Consider the following 17,517-nt stretch of genomic DNA (forward strand, 5'->3'; position numbering starts at 1 on the left):
ACGCGGGCTCAGCGGTGCAGCAGCACCCGCCGCGCCGCCCTGGCCATCCTCACCGCCGGCCGCTGCGAGCGCGGTACTGGCCCCGACCGCTCCAGCCACCACTGCCTGAGCTCCCGCCGGGCCCGGCCCTCCTCCAGGCGCCCGTCGAGCAGCAGCTGCCCGGCGAAGTCCAGGGCATCCCGGCGATAGCCGCCGGTCATCGGGTGCCGGTGGGCGTACGCGAGGAAGGCGGGCCGGTACGTGTCCCCGAGAATCTCCGGCAGCTCGGGCGCGACCTTGGCCACCACATCCGCCCGCTTCCCGGCGAGCGCCCGCGCCTGCACCCCCAGCCGCACCCGGTCGAACCCCTCCGGCACGGGCGTCCCGGCGACGAGCGCGGACAGCAGGGCGGCCTGAGCGAGCCCGAGCCGCTGACGGGCGGCGTCGAAGGCAGGAGCGACGGAGCCCGTCAGCGGCTCGGGCTCCGCCGCAACCTCTGCCGCTGTCTCTTCCCGTATCGCCCGTCCTTTCTCCACGGCCCCCCGGATCGCCTCCAACTCCCCCTCCAGCTCGGCCGGTTCGGGAAAGTTCTCGTCCCTCTCCAGCAGGACCCCGGGCGGCGAGACCCGAGCGGCGAGGTCGGTCAGGATGTCGAGGACCGGCTGCGGCACCGGGTGGGCGTGGCTGTCGTGCCAGACGCCGTCGCGTTCGAAGCCGCCCGCTACATGGACGTACGCGATGGCCTCCAGGGGGAGTTCCGCGAGCGCCTTGGCCGGGTCCTCGCCGCGGTTGAGGTGGTTGGTGTGCAGGTTGGCCACGTCGATCAGGAGCCGTACGCCCGTCCGGTCGGCCAGCTCGTACAGGAACTGTCCCTCGGTCATCTCCTCGCCCGGCCAGGAGATCAGCGCGGCGATGTTCTCGACGGCGAGCGGCACCGGCAGCGCGTCCTGTGCGATCCGGACGTTCTCGCACAGCACGTCGAGGGCGTCCCGGGTGCGCGGCACGGGCAGCAGATGCCCGGCCTCCAGCAGCGGGGACGCCGTCAGCGGCCCGCCGGCCCGTACGAACGCGATGTGCTCGGTGACCAGCGGCGCACCGAGCGCCTCGGCCCGCTCGGCGAGTGCGGTGAGCCGGTGCTCGTCGGGCCGGTCGGCGCCGCCGAGGCCGAGCGAGACACCGTGCGGGACGACGGTCACCCCACGGGCGCGCAGCCGCCGCAGCGACTCGGGGAGGTGCCCGGGGCACACGTTCTCGGCCACGGCCTCGACCCAGTCGATGCCCGGCATGCACTCCACGGCGTCGGCGATCTCCGGCCGCCACCCGATGCCCGTTCCCAGTCGCTCCATGGTCCGTCCCCTCCTCGGCGTTCATCCGGTCCGCCCTGCGTTCGTCTCCTTCGACGTCGTCTTCTCGGACGTGACGGGGGTATGGCCCCGGCGACCGGCGGCGAACCCGGCCCCGCGCACCTTCAGAGGAAGATTTGAGGTTGGGCCCGCCCGGGCCCCCGTCCCGGTCCGCTCACTCCAGCACGCCCGCCGAGTCCTGCGGATCCGGCCGGTTCGTGTTGACCGTGCCCGGCGCGCCCGGCGACGGCCGGGAGGTCGTGCCGATGTCGCCGGTGGCCTCGGCGGCCGGCGCCGAGGGCGCCACCTGGCCGGGGATCGGTGCCGACGGGCCGGTCGGGCTGGCGGTCGTGGTGGCCACCGCGTCGTTGGCGATGGCGTCGAAGTCGACCCGGCCGGTCTTCTCCAGCACCGTGATGTGGTCGAGGACCGTCTGGTTGGCGTCCGAGGCCAGCTGCCGTACGAGCGTGTTGCGGGTGGAGTTCCGGACGGTGCCGATGGCCGGGAAAATCTTGCCGTGCGCCGAGCGCAGCAGGTTCACGAACTTGTACTCGTACTCCGCGCCCGTCGCCGCGGTCATCTCCTGCAGCCAGCCCTGCTGTTGCTCGTTCGGCTGGTTCGGCAGTGCGACGCCGAGCTGGGCCGCGACGATCCGCACCCGCTTGTCGAGGTCGGTGTGGCCGACGATGAGATGGTCGCCCGCCTCCTTGATCGCCTGGCTTGGCGCGCGCTCGACCGCCTGCTGGCCGGCGGGCAGCTCCCACAGACCGGCCAGCCGCACCCGCACGATCAGATCGCGGTCGGCGGCGGTCAGCGGACCCCACTGGGTGTTCACGGTCCCCGCCGCGACGTTCGCCTGACCGGTGCCCAACCGGTCGGCGTACGACCACATGGGGAACGCGATTGCTCCGAGGGTGACGACGATGGCCGCGACTAGCAGGGCCGTACCGTTGATCCGCATGCCAGGAGGTACGCGCGGGACGCCCGCAGTGTTCAAAAACAGGTAAAAAACCAAACGGAATGGTAAAGCTGCACGTCCAGCGCGGGCGTCCGGCATTCCGATCCGGGTCAGCGCAGCGCCGGATGATCGGCCACCACCGTGCAGGAGCCGGGCGCGATCTCCGTGAAGCCCGCGTCACGCACCAACGGCAGCCCGCTCGTGGTCAGTTCGGCCCAGCGGCCCGGGTCGGCGCTCCGTACGGCGAGCGGGAAACCCGCGTCCCGCCAGGCTCCCCGCTCCTCGTCCGACAGCTCCCACCAGGCCAGTTGGGCGCCGTGCCCCGCCTGTGCCATCGCCTTGCCGGCGGACATGTCGAGGTCGGGGTTGAGCCAGAGCACGGGCACCGCGGGATCCGCCTCTGCCGGCGGCTCCGGGTCGTCGAGATCGGTGCCGGAGACCTGCAACTTGGCCAGGTCCTTGGGCCATCCGTCGAGAGGTACGGGCGGAAACACCCGTACCTCGGCCGACTTGCCGCTCACCGTGATCCCGGGCAGCGCCCCGGCCCGCCGCCACTCGGCGCCGCGGGCGCGCCGCACCACCTTGCGGATCCGGGCGTCCTGCCAGTCCCGCATGACCTGGGCCCACTCCCCGTCCCCGAGGGACCGCTCGTCGCTGAGCATCACCAGAACGGCCCGGGCGGCGGTCTCCAGCGCGTCGGTACGGGCGGGCGGCGCGGCCTTCTCGATGTGCACGACGAGAGGCAGCACGAACTGCGGTGCCTGATCCCGCTCGTTGGGCTCGGACCGGAAAGGGCTGTCACTGGTGGACGTCACATCTTGGCTCACATCAGCCAACCTTAAGGGGGTGCCGGGCAGTGCCACTTTGCGAAGATGCCGCTATGCGACGTGATCTTCGGCTCGACAATGTCGGCCGCCGCTACGGCATCCGCGGCCCCTGGGTCTTACGCGGCGTCCACCTCGCGGTGACGCCCGGCACGCTGACCCGCGTCGAAGGACCGAACGGCACCGGCAAGTCCACCCTCCTGCGCCTGCTGGCCGGCCTGGACGCCCCCAGCGAGGGCCGCATCACCGGCCGTCCCCGCACGGCCTACGTCCCCGAACGCTTCCCCTCGGCCCTCCCGTTCACCCCGCACGGCTACCTCACCCACCTCGGCACCATCCACGGTCTCTCCCGGCGCACGGCGACCCGCGCCGCAGGCGAATGGCTGGACCGCTTCGGAGCCTCCGCCTACGCCCGCACCCCCATGGCCCAGCTGTCGAAGGGCAGCAGCCAGAAGGTCGCCGTCGCACAGGCCCTGCTCGCCGAGCCGGAGCTGCTCGTCCTCGACGAGGCCTGGACCGGCCTGGACGCCGCCGCCCGTACCGAGCTGGAGCGGGCCGTCGCGGAGCGCACCGCCGCGGGCTGCGCCGTGGTCTTCGTCGACCATGATCCACGCCGCCTCGCCGGGGCGCCCGACAGCACGTACACCGTGCGCGACGGCGGCCTCGAACGCCGTACGCGCGAGACCACCGCACCGGCCGACAGCGGCCCTCAGATGGTGGTCGAGGTGCAGGGCCCGCAGGGCGGGCAGCCGCCCGTCGAGGCACTGGGCGCCCTGGTCTCGGCCGAGGAGGCCGCGCCGGGCACATACCGCCTCACCGTCCCCGCCTCCCACTCGGACGTCGTGCTGCGCACCCTGCTGACAGCCCGCCCTCCGTGGCACGTGGTCAGCGTGCACGCCCTCGACAAGGACAGCCGCCGATGACAGCTCTCCTGCGCTACCAGGCCGCCCTTCTCCTGCGGTCGCAACGCTGGCTGCCGCCGGTCATCCTGTACGCGGCGTTCCTCGGCATCGGTGTGCAGAGCGGGCAGCCCGTCCTCGACTCGCTCGGTTACGCGGCCGCGGCCCTGCTGCCCGTCGCCGCCTGGCTGGTACGGATCTGCGTCACCGTCGAACCGCCCGCGGCACGCGCGTGCGTGGCCGCGGGCTCCGGGCCCGGGCGGGCGCATCTGGCCCGGCTGCTGGTGGCACTGATCGCGGCGGCGGCGCTCGGTACGGCCGCGGTCCTCGTCGTGACCCTGATCAGCGCCCCGGTGAGCACCGACAACCGGACCCGGATCGCAGTGCTCCCGGCTGCCTTGGCCGGGCTCCTCGCCACGCAGGCCTGCGCGCTGCTCGGCACCGCCGTCGGCGCGCTCACCAACTGGCCGGTGCTGCGGGCGCCCGGCCGGGCGGTCCCGGCGATGCTGCTCGCGGCGCTGCTGTCGGCGGTGACGACGGGCTCGCCGGCGCAGGCGGCGGTCAGCGGCCTGGTCGCCGGCTCGCAGTCCGGCAGGGTCCCCGTGCCCCTGGTGCCACTGGCCGCATCAGCCGTCATCGCGGCGGCGGCGATGGGGGCTGCCTGCGCCCTCGTGTCCCGCCGCTCGCCCTGAGCGGGCGGTCGGCTGGGAGCAGTGATGACGCTGCGGGTCGGTGGGGGCTGTTCCGACCACGCGGCGGAGCCGATATCGACGCAGCCCTGCGCCGCTCACGGGGCAGGGCGGCCTGAGCGCTCAGCTCCCGCGGGTCACCCTGAGCACGCCGTGCGCTGAGCCTCCTGCCACTCGCACACCGGGCACAGCGTGACCCCCTTGTACGACTCCGGGTACTCGGTCGGCTCGCGGCACAGCACGCACTCGGCGTACGGCGGCCCCTCCGCCCGGGGCGGCTCGGCCGCGTCGCGGATGGTGCAGTGGTCCTCGCTCACACCTCCAGCGTAAGCCGCTCACTGCTGCCCCCTCGTGGCCCCGATCAGCTGGGACACCTTCACGAAGCGGAAGCCCTTCCTGCGCAGCTCGGGCACGATCTGGCGGACCGCCTGCCCGGTCACCGGGGCGGCGCTGCGCGTGCAGTGCATCACGACGACCGAGCCCGGCCGCACCCCCTCCAGCACCTGCCGGGCCACCGCGTCCGCGTCCGTCGCGAACGCGTCCCCGCTCACCACGTCCCACTGCACGGCGGTGACGCCGGTCGCGGCGAGCGCCCTCAGGGCCTGCCGGTCGTAACAGCCGCCCGGGAAGCGGAAGTACGGCATCGCGTCCGGCACCCCGGCCCTGCGGAACGCGGCGTAGGCCCGCTCCACGTCCGACCGCATCCGGTCCCCGGAGACGGTCGGCAGCCCGTAGCAGTCCCCGGTGAAGCTGTAGTGGCTGTAGGAGTGATTGGCGACCTCGAAGAGCGGGTCCCGCCCGATGGACCGCGCCTGCACCGGGTACTCGTCCGCCCACCGCCCTGTCATGAACACGGTCGCCGGAACCTTCAGCGCGCGCAGCGTCGCGATCAGCTCCGGATTGTCGAACCGCTCGCCGGCCGCGGCGCGCGCCCCCTCGTCGGCGGTCATGTCGGCATCGAAGGTGAGCGCGACCGTCCTGCCCTGCGTGCGCGGGCCGTTCTTGAAGACGGGGGTGAGACCGGCGGGGCCGGGTGCGAGGGTCGGGGGCCGGGACGGCACGACGGAGGTCGCGGAGGGAGCCGGGCGAGCGGCATGGGGCGCGTCGGGTGCGCCACAGGCGGTGAGCACGGCGCCGAGTGCACAGGCGGCGGCTGCATGGTGTACGCGTACAGGTCGTACGGGACTGATCATCGTACGAACATAAATGGATGAAACGGGCGAATCGCGTATCGCCGCACCACTCCGTGGTCAGCGCCCGGCGGTCAGCGCCCGTAGCGGCCGGTCAGGGTGCCGGAAGCCGCCGTATGGCCGGTCAGTGCGCGCCTGACGTCGTCGGCCGTGGCGTCGGCGGACAGGGTGAGGGCCTTGTCGGTGGCGTAGACCGAGAAGACGTAGTGGTGGGGCTTCCCCTTGGGCGGGCAGGGGCCGCCGTACGCGTTCTTCTTGAAGCCGTTGCGGCCCTGGGTGGCGCCCTTCGGTACCTCTCCGGCGGCCCAGTGGGTGTCGTGCGGGTCGATTCCCCACATCAGCCAGTGCACGAAGGTGCCGTGCGGGGCGTCCGGGTCCTCGACCAGCACGACCAGTTCGGCGGCGGTGTCCGGGACGCCGGACAGGTCCAGCGGCGGTGAGACGTCCGCCCCGTCGCACGTGTAGCGGCGGGGGACGGTGCCGCCCTCGGAGAAGGCGCCGCTCGTCACGGTGATCCGCCGCGCGGCGCTGGGCGCGGGGACCGACGTACCGCCGCCGTCCCCGCACCCCGAGGAGAGCCCCACTGCCGCCGCGGCGGCGAAGATCACGAGCCTGCGGTGCATGTACGAAACGCTAGTCGCGCCCCTGCGCCCCCGCTACCTGCGCCAGGGCCCCGTCACAGCGAACGTCGTGCCGGTTGTGCAGCAGTTGACATACATCGTGCGCCCGTCGGGGGAGAAGGTGACACCGGCGAACTCGCCCCACTCGGGGCCTCGCGCGGGTAGCACGCGTCACTGCTCGATGGTCTTCCGGGGCGGCGCCTGCTGTGGCGTCTCCTGCGGTGTCTGCGGAGCCGCCCTCTCCAGGAAGCGCAGCAGCTCCACCGGGAAGGGGAGCACCAGCGTCGAGTTCTTCTCGGCGGCCACCGCCACCACGGTCTGGAGCAGCCGCAGCTGGAGCGCGGCGGGCTGCTCGGACATCACACCGGCCGCCTGCGCCAGCTTCTTGGAGGCCTGCAGCTCCGCGTCCGCGTTGATGACCCGGGCCCGCCGCTCCCGGTCGGCCTCCGCCTGCCGGGCCATCGACCGCTTCATCGATTCCGGCAGCGACACGTCCTTGATCTCCACGCGGTCGATCTGCACGCCCCAGCCGACGGCAGGGCTGTCGATCATCAGCTCCAGGCCCTGGTTGAGCTTCTCCCGGTTGGACAGCAGATCGTCCAGGTCGCTCTTGCCGATGATCGAACGCAACGACGTCTGCGCCATCTGCGAGACGGCGAAACGGTAGTCCTCGACGTTGATGAGCGCGGCTGCTGCGTCCACGACCTTGAAGTACACGACCGCGTCGACCCGTACGGTCACGTTGTCGCAGGTGATGCCCTCCTGCGCGGGCACCGGCATCGTCACGATCTGCATGTTGACCTTACGCAGCCGGTCCACACCGGGGATGATCAGCGTGAACCCCGGTGGTCGCACCCCGCCACGCAGTCGTCCGAGCCGGAGGACCACCCCGCGCTCGTACTGCTTGACGACCCGTGCCGCGGCCGAGACATACACAAGGCCCGCGGCACCGACGGCCACGGCCGCTCCCAGCAGCTCTTCGACCATCACGACCTCCTCGTCGAGAGGCCCTTCGCATCCGCGCGCGCCGCTATGTGCGCTCATGTAACGATATGCCCGGTCCGAGACTCTGGGCGAGTTTCGGACCGGGCATTGTCATACGGCTACTGCGCCGTGACCCGCACGGGTTCCGTGCCGACCGCGCTGTGCCGCTCGGCCCAGTTCTCCAGGGCCGTACGGCAGGCGTGGTCGAGGTGGTGCAGCCCGGACAGGTCCAGTTCCACCGGGCGGTCCTGGGGCAGCGCCTCCAGGCTGTCGAGGATCTTCGGCAGCCGCAGGAAGGTCGCATTGCCCGAGAGGTACGCCTGTACGGGCCCTGCGCCCTTGTCGACGACCTCCAGCTTGATGTGCGAGGCCTCCCAGGCGGTCTTGACGACCGCGAGTGCCAGGCCGATGAGCACGCCCTCGAACATGCTGACCGCGACGATCGACACGGCCGTGACGACCAGGATCAGCGACTCGCCGCGGTGCTCACGCCACAGCGACACGATCTCGCGCACGGGGATCAGCTTGGCACCGGAGTACACCAGGATGCCCGCGAGGGCCGGGATCGGGATGTAGCCGAGGACGTTCGGCAGCAGCGCGGCGAACAGCAGCAGCCACACGCCGTGCATGACGCGGGACGCCTTCGTCCGCGCGCCCGCCTGGACGTTCGCCGCGCTGCGCACGATCACCGCGGTCATCGGCAGCGCGCCGAGCACACCGCACAGCGCGTTGCCCGCGCCCTGCGCGACCAGTTCCCTGTCGTACTCGGTACGCGGCCCGTCGTGCAGCCGGTCCACGGCCGCCGCGCTGAACAGCGACTCGGCGGACGCGATCAGGGTGAAGGCGACGATCGTGCCGAGCAGACCGATGCTCGCGAGGTCGCCGAAGGCGCTCAGCGGGGGCGGCTGGATGGAGCCCAGCAGACCCTGTACCTCCACGGTGGCGACCGGCAGCGAGAACACCAGGGCGACGACGGTCGCGAGTCCGACCGCGGCGAGCGGACCGGGGACCGTGCGCACCTGCTTCGGCATCCGCTTCCACAGCACGAGTACGGCGATGGTGCCGGCGCCGAGCAGGAGCGAGGCGAGGGCGTCCGTCTTCCCGACGGCGTCGAAGAGCGCGCCGGGGAGCTCGGCTATCTTCGCCAGGCCGGAGGCGGGCGCCTTGGCGTCCGCCATCGAGTAGAGCTGCCCGGCGATCAGCACGAGTCCGATGCCGGCCAGCATGCCCTCGACGACCGAGACCGAGATGGCCCGGAAGTAGCGCCCCAGCTTCAGGGCGCCCATGAGGATCTGGAGGACGCCGGTGGCGAGGACGATCACGCCGAGGGCCGGCAGCCCGAACTCCTGCACGGCCTCGAAGACCAGCACGGTCAGACCCGCCGCGGGCCCGGAGACCTGGAGGCTGCTGCCGCGCATCAGGCCCGTGACGATGCCGCCCACGATCCCGGTGACCAGGCCGAGTTCGGCCGGGACACCGGAGGCGACGGCCACGCCCACGCACAGCGGGAGCGCGACCAGGAAGACGACCAGGGAGGCGGCGAAGTCCTGCCGCAGATGAGGGTTCCTCGATATCGCGGTCATCATGGCGCTCACAGGGCCTTGAAGACGTCGGAGGCGGTGTCGTGCGCCAGGACGGCGCCGGTGTGGACCTCGTAGTACCAGGCGTGCAGGGTCAGTTGACGGTCCTTCAGTTTCTTCTCGATGAACGGGTAGGAGCGCAGCCGCAGAAGCTGCGTCAGGACGTGGCTCTGCACGCCCTCGGTGACGGCCGGGTCCTCGACCGCGCCTGCCGGGCGCGGGGTGGCGTGCGCGAGCCAGTCGCGCACGGCGGGGACGGCGGTCAGGTCGTCGCCGCGTACGAGGGCGCCGACGGCGCCGCAGTGCGAGTGACCGCAGACGACGATGTCGTCGACCCCGAGCACCTCCACCGCGTACTCGATGGTGGCCGCCTCGCTGGTGGGGTGCTCGGAGGCGAACGGCGGGACGATGTTGCCCGCGGTGCGCAGCTCGAAGAGCTCGCCCGGGCGGGCGCCGGTGATCAGGGCCGGGACGACCCTGGAGTCGGAGCAGGTGATGAACAGCACCTGCGGGGACTGGCCTTCGGCGAGTTTGGCGAACTCCTCAGGGCGTTGTCCGAACGTACGGGCGTTGTCGATGAGGGGCTGCATGATGTGGTGACTCCTCCTGGCGCGCCGCGACGGCGCGTCGGTGTGGGCAGGACAGGTGTGGGGAACTGCGCTGTTCTGCTTCTCCCTCAGCAGCGGAAGACCTGAAGTGCCGCCGGAGAGTGGGATGTCGAGGGTCTCGACAGGTGATGGGCGCGGTTCGCGACCGGCATGTGGACGGAGGCCGGGTCCTGCGCCGGCAGTGGGCGCTCGGGCTCCTCCGGCGTGCATCCGGGGTTCACATGACGCTCTCGAGGGCGCAGGGGGCCGGTCGGGGCCCCGGAGACTCCGCAGTCGCGGAACGTCGCGGCCTCGTCACGCAGTGCCTTGCCCGAGAGCTTGGTTCCGGGCAGATCCTTGGCTACGGCATGACGGACCGTGTGCGCGGCTGCGAAGGACGTGGTGGGCGCGAAGAAGGTGAAGGCGAGCAGGGCGGCGGCGAGCAGAGCCAGGACCGTACGGGTCGTCGTACCTCGGAACATGCGCCCCCCTTCCTGCCACTCACGCCTCTTGCATCGACCAAGGAATGGTCAATCACCGGTCAAGAAACACGTTAACCCTGCAAAGTTGTTTGCAGGGTTAACTTAACGTTTCCAGCTGAAGAGAGCCTGAAATGCGCTGGTGGGGTGGCGTGAACTAGTCGCTCTCGGCGAGTCCCTTGCCATCCCGCGCCAGCGCGGTGAGCCGGGAGATCGCCCGGAAGTACTTCTTGCGGTAGCCGCCGTTCAGCATCTCCTCGCTGAACAGCCGGTCGAAGGGCAGCCCGGAGGCCAGCACCGGCACCTCGCGGTCGTAGAGCCGGTCCGCGAGCACCACGAGCCGCAGAGCGGTCGACTGGTCGGGGACGGGGCGGACGTCGGTGAGGCAGACCGCCTTCAGGCCGTCGGTCAGCGCGCCGTACCTGCTGGGGTGGACCTTGGCGAGGTGGTCCAGGAGGCGCGGGAAGTCGTCGAGCGAGGCCCCCGGGGTGGCGTACGCCGCCTTCGTCACCTGCTCGTCCGAGAAGGGCGCCGGCGCCTCGGGCAGGCCGCGGTGGCGGTAGTCCTCACCGTCGATGCGCAGAGCGCGGAAGTGGGCGGACAGGCCCTGGATCTCGCGCAGGAAGTCGGCCGCCGCGAAACGGCCCTCGCCGAGCTTGCCGGGGAGGGTGTTGGAGGTGGCGGCGAGGGCCACTCCGGCGTCGACGAGCCTGCCGAGCAGGGTCGATACGAGGACCGTGTCGCCGGGGTCGTCGAGCTCGAACTCGTCGATGCACAGCAGGCGGTGGCCGCCCAGGGTCTGCACGGTCTGCTGGAAGCCGAGGGCGCCGACCAGATTGGTGAGCTCGACGAACGTGCCGAACGCCTTGAGCGCGGGCTCCGCCGGGGTGGCGTGCCAGAGGGAGGCGAGGAGGTGGGTCTTGCCGACGCCGTAACCGCCGTCGAGGTAGACGCCGCGGGGGCCGGCCGGGATCTTCGGCGCCTTGGGCTTCCCGAATCCGAAGAAGCCGCGCTTTCCGCCGCCGACGGCGTGCGCTCCGCCGAGGCCGCCCGCGAAGCCCTCGAGGACCCGGACGGCCTCGGTCTGGCTGGGCTGGTTCGGGTCCGGAATGTAGGTGCTGAAGCGGACCGAGTCGAAGCGCGGCGGCGGCACCATCTCGGCGACCAGGCGGTCCGCGGGGACGTGCGGTGCACGGGCGCACAGGGACAGCGGGGCCGCGTCGGCTATCGGGCTGAGGCCGGGGGCGGAAGGGGAGGACGACACGGTTCCCCATGCTAAGGGCCGTGCCACACTGCACGACATGCGACGCCTGTTCCCTGTGACCGACGAGACAGTGCCGAAAGCCTCTGCAACTCCCGGCGAGGAGGGTGTGACAGCTGGGGCCGGTGTTCCCGAAGTCCCGGCCGACCGCGAGTGGAGCCTCGCCGAGCTCGCCGCCGCCTATGCCTACCCCGAGCCCACCGCCGGCGGACGGCCCGTCCCGTGGCTGCGCGCGAACATGGTGTCCACACTCGACGGAGCCGCCCAGCACGACGGGCGGTCGCAGCCGATCTCCAGCGCGGCCGACATGCGGATCTTCGGCACCCTGCGCGGGCTCGCGGACGTCGTGGTCGTCGGTGCGGAAACGGTACGTCAGGAGGGGTACCGGCCCGCACGCGCGCGTGCGGAGTTCGCGGAGCTGCGGCAGGCGGCCGGGCAGCCGCCGGCGCCGGCGATCGCGGTGGTCAGCGCCAGCCTGGACCTGGACTTCTCCCTTCCGCTGTTCACCTCGCCGGTGGTGCCGACCCTGGTCCTCACGGGCGCCGCGGCGGCCCCGGACCGGGTCGCCGCCGCCGAGAAGGCCGGCGCCCGGGTGGTGATCGCCGGTGACGGCGTCGGCGTGGAGCCCGCCCGCGCCGTACGGGCCCTGGGCGATCTCGGGTACACCCGGCTGCTGACCGAGGGCGGCCCCCGGCTGCTCGGCCAGCTGGTGGCCGCCGGAGTGCTCGACGAGCTCTGCCTCGCCGTCTCCCCGATGCTCACCGCCGGCGACGCACAGCGCATCGCGGGCGGGCCGTCGGTCGCGGTTCCGCAACGCTTCGTCCTCGCCTCGCTGCTGGAGGAGGAGGGTTTTCTCTTCACCCGCTACCAGCGGCCCTGACAATCGTTCAGCGGTACCGCCGGTCCCGAAAACGGCGGAACCTACCGTTCCGCTTTGCTCGGGGCGGGCACACTGAATCTCGCAGTCCCCGTGACATCACGGGGCAGGATGGTTTCCGCAGAAGGGGCGCCCGGTGTTCACAAGCGTATTGATGATCGAGAAGGCCCTGACGTCCGCAGACGTGGAGTTCGTCACCAGCTTGCACGGGGACGAGGAGGTCTCCTTCCATGTGCTGCTCCAGCCCCGCGGCGACCAGGCGGACCGCCTGCTGCGGGCCATCGACGACGTCGCGCTCGGCGAGCTGGACGAGGTCGCGCGCGAGCGGGACGTCCCCGAGGGAGAGGCCGCGAGGCCCTTCGGGGAGCGGGCGTTGGAGGTGTCGCTGCAGGCGTTGCAGGTTGCGGGCAGTGGGGCCGAGGGGCGGCTGATCGAGGATCATCCGTTGGATGCGCTCAAGGCCCTCGTGGACGAGGTCGACGCCGATGAGGTGATCGTGCTGACCGATCCCCACTACGTGGAGGAGTTCTTTCATCGGGACTGGGCGTCTCGGGCGCGGCACAAGGTGGGGGTGCCGGTGCTGAAGCTGTTCTCGCACAGTAAGGCCTAGTCGCCGTGGGGGGTGCGGTGCGTTTGCGGGTGCGGGTTCGTTGTGGCTGGTCGCGCCCACGCGGCGGAGCCGCAAATTGATACAACCCGGCGCTCCTGGGGGAGTGCAGGGCCCGGCGCCTGATGGTCTGCGTGGGACCTCGTACCGAATAGGCTGGCCGCTGAAAGTTCGCCGTACCGCACGCACAGGGAGACAACACATGGCACCCGGCCTTCCCCCCGCCATGGACCGACCGCACTTCATCGGGATCGGCGGCGCCGGAATGTCGGGGATTGCGAAGATTCTTGCGCAGCGTGGGGCCAAGGTGGCCGGGAGTGATGCCAAGGAGTCGGAGACCGCGGCGGCGCTGCGGGAGCTGGGTGCGACCGTGCATGTCGGGCATGCGGCGGAGCATCTTGCCGACGACGCCAGCTGTGTGGTCGTGTCGTCGGCGATCCGCAAGGACAACCCGGAGCTGGCCCGCGCGGCCGAGCTCGGGATTCCGGTGGTGCACCGGTCCGACGCCCTCGCCGCGCTGATGGACGGCCTGCGGCCGATCGCGGTCGCCGGTACGCACGGGAAGACGACCACGACGTCGATGCTGGCCGTCTCGCTGAGCGAGCTGGGGCTGAAGCCCTCGTACGCGATCGGCGGCGACCTGGACGCGCCCGGCTCCAACGCCCTGCACGGCGAGGGCGAGATCTTCGTCGCCGAGGCCGACGAATCGGACCGCAGCTTCCACAAGTACGCGCCCGAGGTCGCGATCGTCCTCAACGTCGAGCTCGACCACCACGCCAACTACGCGTCCATGGACGAGATCTACGAGTCCTTCGAGACGTTCGCCGGACGGATCGTGCCGGGCGGAACGCTGGTGATCAACGCCGATCACGAGGGTGCGCGGGAGCTGACCCGTCGGCTGGCCGGTTCGGTGAGGACGGTGACGTACGGAGACGCCGAGGACGCCGACGTACGTGTCCTGTCCGTGGTCCCGCAGGGGCTGAAGAGCGAGGTCACGGTCCTGCTGGACGGACAGGAGCTCACCTTCGCCGTCTCCGTGCCCGGCCGGCACTACGCGCACAACGCCGTGGCCGCGCTCGCGGCGGGCGTCGCGCTGGGCGTCCCCGCCGCCGAGCTGGCCCCGGCCCTGGCCGCGTACACCGGTGTGAAGCGCCGACTGCAGCTGAAGGGCGAGGCGGCCGGAGTCCAGGTCATCGACTCCTACGCCCACCACCCGACGGAGATGACGGCCGACCTGGAGGCCATGCGCGCCGCGGCCGGCGAGGCGCGGATCCTGGTCGTCTTCCAGCCGCACCTGTTCTCCCGGACGCAGGAGCTCGGCAAGGAGATGGGGCAGTCGCTGGCCCTGGCGGACGCGTCGGTGGTCCTCGACATCTATCCCGCCCGCGAGGACCCGATCCCCGGGGTGACGAGCGAGCTGATCATCGAGGCGGCGCGGGCCGCGGGCGCGGACGTGACGCCCGTCCACGACAAGGCGGAGGTGCCCGAGGTCGTGGCGGGAATGGCGAAGGCGGGTGATCTCGTTCTCACCATGGGCGCGGGCGATGTCACCGACCTCGGACCGCGCATCCTGGACCATCTCGCGAAGTAAGGGGCTGAGCTTCATGTCGTACGACGTCGAAAAGCCGGACGAGCAGTGGCGTGCGGAGCTGACCCCGGCCGAGTACGCCGTGTTGCGCCAGGCCGCGACCGAGCCCGCCTTCACGGGTGAGTACACCGACACCAAGACCGCGGGCGTGTACTCGTGCCGCGCCTGCGGCGCCGAACTGTTCACCTCCACCACGAAGTTCGAGTCGCACTGCGGCTGGCCGAGCTTCTACGATGCACGCGACTCGGATGCGGTGGAACTGGTGTCCGACCATTCACACGGGATGGTGCGGACCGAGGTGCGGTGCGCCAAGTGCGGCTCTCACCTTGGGCACGTCTTTGAGGGTGAGGGTTATCAGACGCCTACCGACCAGCGGTATTGCATCAACTCGATCTCGATGCGCTTGATCCCCGACGAAGAATAGACGTGCTTGTGCATCGTCGCCTGTTGAAGGCGGCGGCGTGGGCTCGTGGGGCGGAGGTTCGGCGACCGGGATTTTTTAGGGGCGTCCCGGGGGTCCTAGGCTGCAGGTTCGACTTCTGAGCGGCCGCACCCGGCGGGGGTATGGAGCACCGGAATGAGTAGATCCGCTGGTCGGGGGCGGTGACTCGGTGATTCGAGAGCATCCGGCTGGGCGGTAGTCCGTGCCGTTCATGCCGACAGGTGTGCCGAGGAGTGTTGTTCTGAACGTGGTGGAGTTCCGCTTCAATGTATAGGCCACGCATTAGCATGGACCTGGCGAACTAGACAAATATGCAGATCAGGCGGGGTCGATCCGATTCCAGGTCGGCCCCGTTGGCGTACCCGCGGCTGGATGTTGGCTGGATGAACTGACGGATTGTCATTTGTCGTCATCCGTCGTTCTCTGTACGGCGGCTGGATTCTGGCTGGGGTGGGCTGAACGAAGAGTCAGCAAGCCGGTATGTGCGGCGAGGTGGCGTCGTGCCCGTGTGGGGCGAGGGTTTCGGGGCTCGCATGGCGGGGGCCGGGGGCAGTGCCAGCGGGGCTGCCGCCGCCCGTGGTGGCCGTGTGCGGGGCGCCGGGCATGGGGGTGGCGCGGTTGGCCGCAGGTGCGAGTCCCCGGCGGGGCCACGCGCAGAAGGTCGCAGGGCCGACCAGCAGCCCTGCTCAAGACCGTGCGGCAGCTGATCGAGTTGGTCAACGACACCCTCAAGGGCCAGCTCGACCTCGAACAGCACGGAGGCCGCACCATCGAAGGTGTCGGCGTCCGGGTGGCCCAGCGGATCCTGGCGATGACTGCGCGATCTGGCACAACCGCACCATCGGCGCCCCCATCACCAGGTCACTGATCGCCTACGACCACTGAGCCATATCGGAACTATTCGTCTAGAAGATCACTGAAAATCTTGCCAGGTCAGCTGGGATTTGAGGGCGGGGTGCGCCCCCGAGTCAGGGATTCGCCACCTTGATCGTCCAGGTGTCCGCGGTGCGGGTGAGTCCGAGGTTGATCAGTCGGCGGAGGTTGAGGGCGGCGGCCCGGTGATGGAGCCAGGTGTCGTTCTTGATCACTCCCCGGTAGGGCACTCTGCGGTTGCCGCCCGCGACCAGCCAGGCGATCGCCCGCTCGACCGGGGGCCGCCAACGCTTGTACTCGGCCTGCCAGGCGGCATCGGTGGCGGCCTGGCGGCGGGCGGCGGCCAGCTCCGCGTGCCGGGGATGGATGTTGATCAGCCGTCCGGTCTTACACGTGGTGCAGCGTTCCCGCAGCGGACAGGGGCCGCAGACGCTCTTGAACTGGGCGGTGCGGGCGCCGTCAGTGTGTGGGCGGCCGAGGTTGGCCGTCTGTCCGGCCGGGCAGACGGCCTTGCCCGCGGCCGCGTCGATGACGAAGTCGTCGACGGTGAAACCGCCGGGGACGGCCTGCCGTTTCGCAGCCGGTTTGATGACCGCCCGGTGGCCCCGTTCGTCCAGGTGAGCACGCAGATCGCCGGTTCCGTAGGCGGAATCGCCCAGCACCGTCAGAGTGCCGCTCTCCTCGGCCAGCAACTGGGCTGCCACGGCGGCCTCATGGTGGTCCGCGCCGCCGCCACCGATGAGGGCGACCGCGGTGAACAGGCCCGTTTCCGGCTCGAAGGACGCATGCCCCTTGAAGCCGTCCTGGTGATGGGTGCGGTTCTTGTGGATGTGCCGGGAGGCGGGATCGACGGTGGACACGATCCGGTCGCGGGCGGTGCGGCGGGCGATCCGCCACCGGCCGGTGCCGCCGTCGGAACCCTCGGCGGGTTCCATGTCCTGCCCGGCCACCAGGGCCAGGATGCCGACCGCGTTCGCGCCGGCCTCGCCGAGCTGCTGGTCGGGTGAGTGCCCCAGCACGTTGAGCGCGTCGGTGACCAGCGCGTCCACCAAAGCCGCGCGGGCAGCCTCGTCGTTCCAGGCAATCGTGGGTTTGCCTGGGTCGGTGTAGTCGTGCGCAGTGCAGTACGCGGCGACGACCCGGTCGGCCCCGGGGACTTCGTGGAGCACCGCACGGGTAGCGGCGATGAGCTGAGTGATGGTGTCCTGGGTGGCCACCGCGTCGTCGAAGACGGTGGAGTCCAGCGCCCGGCGCTGCCTTCCCTTGAGCGCACCGGTCGCCATGATGGCCTCCTTGACCTTCGCGAACAGCCGGTTCGGGTCTCGCGAGTGCTGAAGCCGACGCCGGAAGTAGGTCAGCAACGACGGGTCGAAGGCGGTGTCGAGCAGCCCCGGCCCGCAGGCCGCTTTCCACCGCAGTTCGCAGCGCAGTTCCAGCACCGCCTCGAAGTCCGAGCGCCGGTACAGGCTCTGCAGTATCACCGCCGCGGCCAGCACCTGCGGTGGCATTGACGGGCGCCCGTTGGCCGACGGATACATGTCCGCGAACATCTCCGGCGGGAAGAGCACCTCACGGTGCTCGGCCAGGAACGCGAAGACACTGCCCGGCGGGATCAACTCTCGGCAGGTCTCCCATACATCAGGCCCGACCGGCTCCCCGGTCCACTCGCCCTGCATACCCACGAGACTGGCCCCGGACCGCATGATCCGGAGCCAGAACCCGCAACATTTTCAGTGA

The 17,517-nt window shown here is 71.0% G+C and carries 18 protein-coding genes and 2 pseudogenes; 7 read left to right on the forward strand and 13 right to left on the reverse strand.

Annotated elements, in window-relative coordinates; translation table 11 throughout:
• Positions 1-8: 8 nt before the first annotated feature.
• The 3 genes from IH68_RS0126875 to IH68_RS0126885 form a co-directional block, all read right to left on the reverse strand.
• Positions 9-1,325, reverse strand: a complete 1,317-nt coding sequence (locus tag IH68_RS0126875; protein ID WP_030939859.1) for a DUF692 domain-containing protein — start codon at positions 1,323-1,325, stop codon at positions 9-11.
• 172 nt (positions 1,326-1,497) lie between these two features.
• On the reverse strand, positions 1,498-2,283 hold the full coding sequence (locus tag IH68_RS0126880; protein ID WP_030939864.1) for a DUF4142 domain-containing protein: 786 nt from the start codon (positions 2,281-2,283) through the stop codon (positions 1,498-1,500).
• A gap of 107 nt (positions 2,284-2,390) precedes the next feature.
• On the reverse strand, positions 2,391-3,095 hold the full coding sequence (locus IH68_RS0126885; protein WP_234341609.1) for an aminoacyl-tRNA hydrolase: 705 nt from the start codon (positions 3,093-3,095) through the stop codon (positions 2,391-2,393).
• Positions 3,096-3,160: 65 nt separating this feature from the next.
• On the opposite strand from IH68_RS0126885, the gene IH68_RS0126890 reads away from it, so the two are divergent.
• Together IH68_RS0126890 and IH68_RS0126895 are read left to right on the forward strand one after the other, a co-directional pair.
• Positions 3,161-4,027 (forward strand): ABC transporter ATP-binding protein, encoded by an 867-nt coding sequence (locus tag IH68_RS0126890; RefSeq protein ID WP_030939870.1) that lies wholly within the window; start codon positions 3,161-3,163, stop codon positions 4,025-4,027.
• Positions 4,024-4,695 (forward strand): hypothetical protein, encoded by a 672-nt coding sequence (locus IH68_RS0126895; protein ID WP_030939873.1) that lies wholly within the window; start codon positions 4,024-4,026, stop codon positions 4,693-4,695. The genes IH68_RS0126890 and IH68_RS0126895 overlap by 4 nt, the downstream gene beginning before the upstream one ends.
• Before the next feature lie 134 nt (positions 4,696-4,829).
• Here IH68_RS0126895 and IH68_RS0126900 read toward each other — a convergent pair whose 3' ends face one another.
• The 9 genes and pseudogenes from IH68_RS0126900 to zapE all read right to left on the reverse strand — a co-directional run bounded on the left by IH68_RS0126900 (position 4,830) and on the right by zapE (position 11,396).
• Positions 4,830-5,009, reverse strand: a complete 180-nt coding sequence (locus tag IH68_RS0126900; protein ID WP_030939876.1) for a hypothetical protein — start codon at positions 5,007-5,009, stop codon at positions 4,830-4,832.
• A gap of 18 nt (positions 5,010-5,027) precedes the next feature.
• Positions 5,028-5,885: a polysaccharide deacetylase family protein gene (locus tag IH68_RS0126905; protein WP_030939878.1), complete on the reverse strand. Its 858-nt coding sequence runs from the start codon at positions 5,883-5,885 to the stop codon at positions 5,028-5,030.
• 71 nt (positions 5,886-5,956) lie between these two features.
• Positions 5,957-6,505, reverse strand: a complete 549-nt coding sequence (locus IH68_RS50180) for a YbhB/YbcL family Raf kinase inhibitor-like protein (protein WP_030939881.1) — start codon at positions 6,503-6,505, stop codon at positions 5,957-5,959.
• Between the two features lie 33 nt (positions 6,506-6,538).
• A pseudogene (locus IH68_RS55490) lies at positions 6,539-6,652 on the reverse strand (alkaline phosphatase PhoX); the annotation flags it as partial.
• 21 nt (positions 6,653-6,673) lie between these two features.
• On the reverse strand, positions 6,674-7,489 hold the full coding sequence (locus tag IH68_RS0126915) for a slipin family protein (RefSeq protein ID WP_030939884.1): 816 nt from the start codon (positions 7,487-7,489) through the stop codon (positions 6,674-6,676).
• Positions 7,490-7,605: 116 nt separating this feature from the next.
• Complete coding sequence (locus IH68_RS0126920; RefSeq protein WP_030939887.1) at positions 7,606-9,072, reverse strand: SulP family inorganic anion transporter; 1,467 nt, start codon at positions 9,070-9,072, stop codon at positions 7,606-7,608.
• 5 nt (positions 9,073-9,077) lie between these two features.
• Complete coding sequence (locus IH68_RS0126925) at positions 9,078-9,656, reverse strand: carbonic anhydrase (protein ID WP_030939890.1); 579 nt, start codon at positions 9,654-9,656, stop codon at positions 9,078-9,080.
• Between the two features lie 86 nt (positions 9,657-9,742).
• Positions 9,743-10,135 (reverse strand): hypothetical protein, encoded by a 393-nt coding sequence (locus IH68_RS0126930; RefSeq protein WP_030939892.1) that lies wholly within the window; start codon positions 10,133-10,135, stop codon positions 9,743-9,745.
• 154 nt (positions 10,136-10,289) lie between these two features.
• Entirely contained in the window at positions 10,290-11,396 is a 1,107-nt protein-coding gene (gene zapE, locus IH68_RS0126935; protein WP_030939894.1) for a cell division protein ZapE, read from the reverse strand.
• Between the two features lie 37 nt (positions 11,397-11,433).
• On the opposite strand from zapE, the gene IH68_RS0126940 reads away from it, so the two are divergent.
• The 5 genes and pseudogenes from IH68_RS0126940 to IH68_RS58295 form a co-directional block, all read left to right on the forward strand.
• The gene (locus IH68_RS0126940; RefSeq protein ID WP_030939896.1) at positions 11,434-12,273 is read left to right on the forward strand and encodes a pyrimidine reductase family protein; all 840 of its coding nucleotides are present in this window, start codon (positions 11,434-11,436) and stop codon (positions 12,271-12,273) included.
• 133 nt (positions 12,274-12,406) lie between these two features.
• Complete coding sequence (locus IH68_RS0126945) at positions 12,407-12,880, forward strand: hypothetical protein (RefSeq protein WP_030939898.1); 474 nt, start codon at positions 12,407-12,409, stop codon at positions 12,878-12,880.
• Positions 12,881-13,079: 199 nt separating this feature from the next.
• Positions 13,080-14,468 (forward strand): UDP-N-acetylmuramate--L-alanine ligase, encoded by a 1,389-nt coding sequence (gene murC, locus IH68_RS0126950; protein ID WP_030939900.1) that lies wholly within the window; start codon positions 13,080-13,082, stop codon positions 14,466-14,468.
• Between the two features lie 13 nt (positions 14,469-14,481).
• On the forward strand, positions 14,482-14,889 hold the full coding sequence (msrB, locus tag IH68_RS0126955; RefSeq protein ID WP_030939902.1) for a peptide-methionine (R)-S-oxide reductase MsrB: 408 nt from the start codon (positions 14,482-14,484) through the stop codon (positions 14,887-14,889).
• Positions 14,890-15,601: 712 nt separating this feature from the next.
• A pseudogene (locus tag IH68_RS58295) lies at positions 15,602-15,792 on the forward strand (IS982 family transposase); the annotation flags it as partial.
• Positions 15,793-15,875: 83 nt separating this feature from the next.
• On the opposite strand, the gene IH68_RS0126960 reads toward IH68_RS58295, so the two are convergent.
• Entirely contained in the window at positions 15,876-17,456 is a 1,581-nt protein-coding gene (locus IH68_RS0126960; RefSeq protein ID WP_078912621.1) for an IS1182 family transposase, read from the reverse strand.
• Positions 17,457-17,517: the final 61 nt, after the last annotated feature.

The organism is Streptomyces sp. NRRL S-646 (assembly GCF_000720765.1).
Taxonomy (GTDB): Bacteria; Actinomycetota; Actinomycetes; order Streptomycetales; family Streptomycetaceae; genus Streptomyces.

Coding starts and splice junctions, on each gene's coding strand:
- IH68_RS0126930 (WP_030939892.1), bottom strand. CDS start 10,135: ATGTTCCGAGGTACGACGACCCGTACGGTCCTGGCTCTGCTCGCCGCC.
- IH68_RS0126940 (WP_030939896.1), top strand. CDS start 11,434: ATGCGACGCCTGTTCCCTGTGACCGACGAGACAGTGCCGAAAGCCTCT.
- IH68_RS0126895 (WP_030939873.1), top strand. CDS start 4,024: ATGACAGCTCTCCTGCGCTACCAGGCCGCCCTTCTCCTGCGGTCGCAA.
- IH68_RS0126880 (WP_030939864.1), bottom strand. CDS start 2,283: ATGCGGATCAACGGTACGGCCCTGCTAGTCGCGGCCATCGTCGTCACC.
- IH68_RS0126905 (WP_030939878.1), bottom strand. CDS start 5,885: ATGATCAGTCCCGTACGACCTGTACGCGTACACCATGCAGCCGCCGCC.
- IH68_RS0126920 (WP_030939887.1), bottom strand. CDS start 9,072: ATGATGACCGCGATATCGAGGAACCCTCATCTGCGGCAGGACTTCGCC.
- IH68_RS0126875 (WP_030939859.1), bottom strand. CDS start 1,325: ATGGAGCGACTGGGAACGGGCATCGGGTGGCGGCCGGAGATCGCCGAC.
- msrB (WP_030939902.1), top strand. CDS start 14,482: ATGTCGTACGACGTCGAAAAGCCGGACGAGCAGTGGCGTGCGGAGCTG.
- IH68_RS0126925 (WP_030939890.1), bottom strand. CDS start 9,656: ATGCAGCCCCTCATCGACAACGCCCGTACGTTCGGACAACGCCCTGAG.
- IH68_RS50180 (WP_030939881.1), bottom strand. CDS start 6,505: ATGCACCGCAGGCTCGTGATCTTCGCCGCCGCGGCGGCAGTGGGGCTC.
- IH68_RS0126890 (WP_030939870.1), top strand. CDS start 3,161: ATGCGACGTGATCTTCGGCTCGACAATGTCGGCCGCCGCTACGGCATC.
- IH68_RS0126960 (WP_078912621.1), bottom strand. CDS start 17,456: ATGCAGGGCGAGTGGACCGGGGAGCCGGTCGGGCCTGATGTATGGGAG.
- murC (WP_030939900.1), top strand. CDS start 13,080: ATGGCACCCGGCCTTCCCCCCGCCATGGACCGACCGCACTTCATCGGG.
- IH68_RS0126915 (WP_030939884.1), bottom strand. CDS start 7,489: ATGGTCGAAGAGCTGCTGGGAGCGGCCGTGGCCGTCGGTGCCGCGGGC.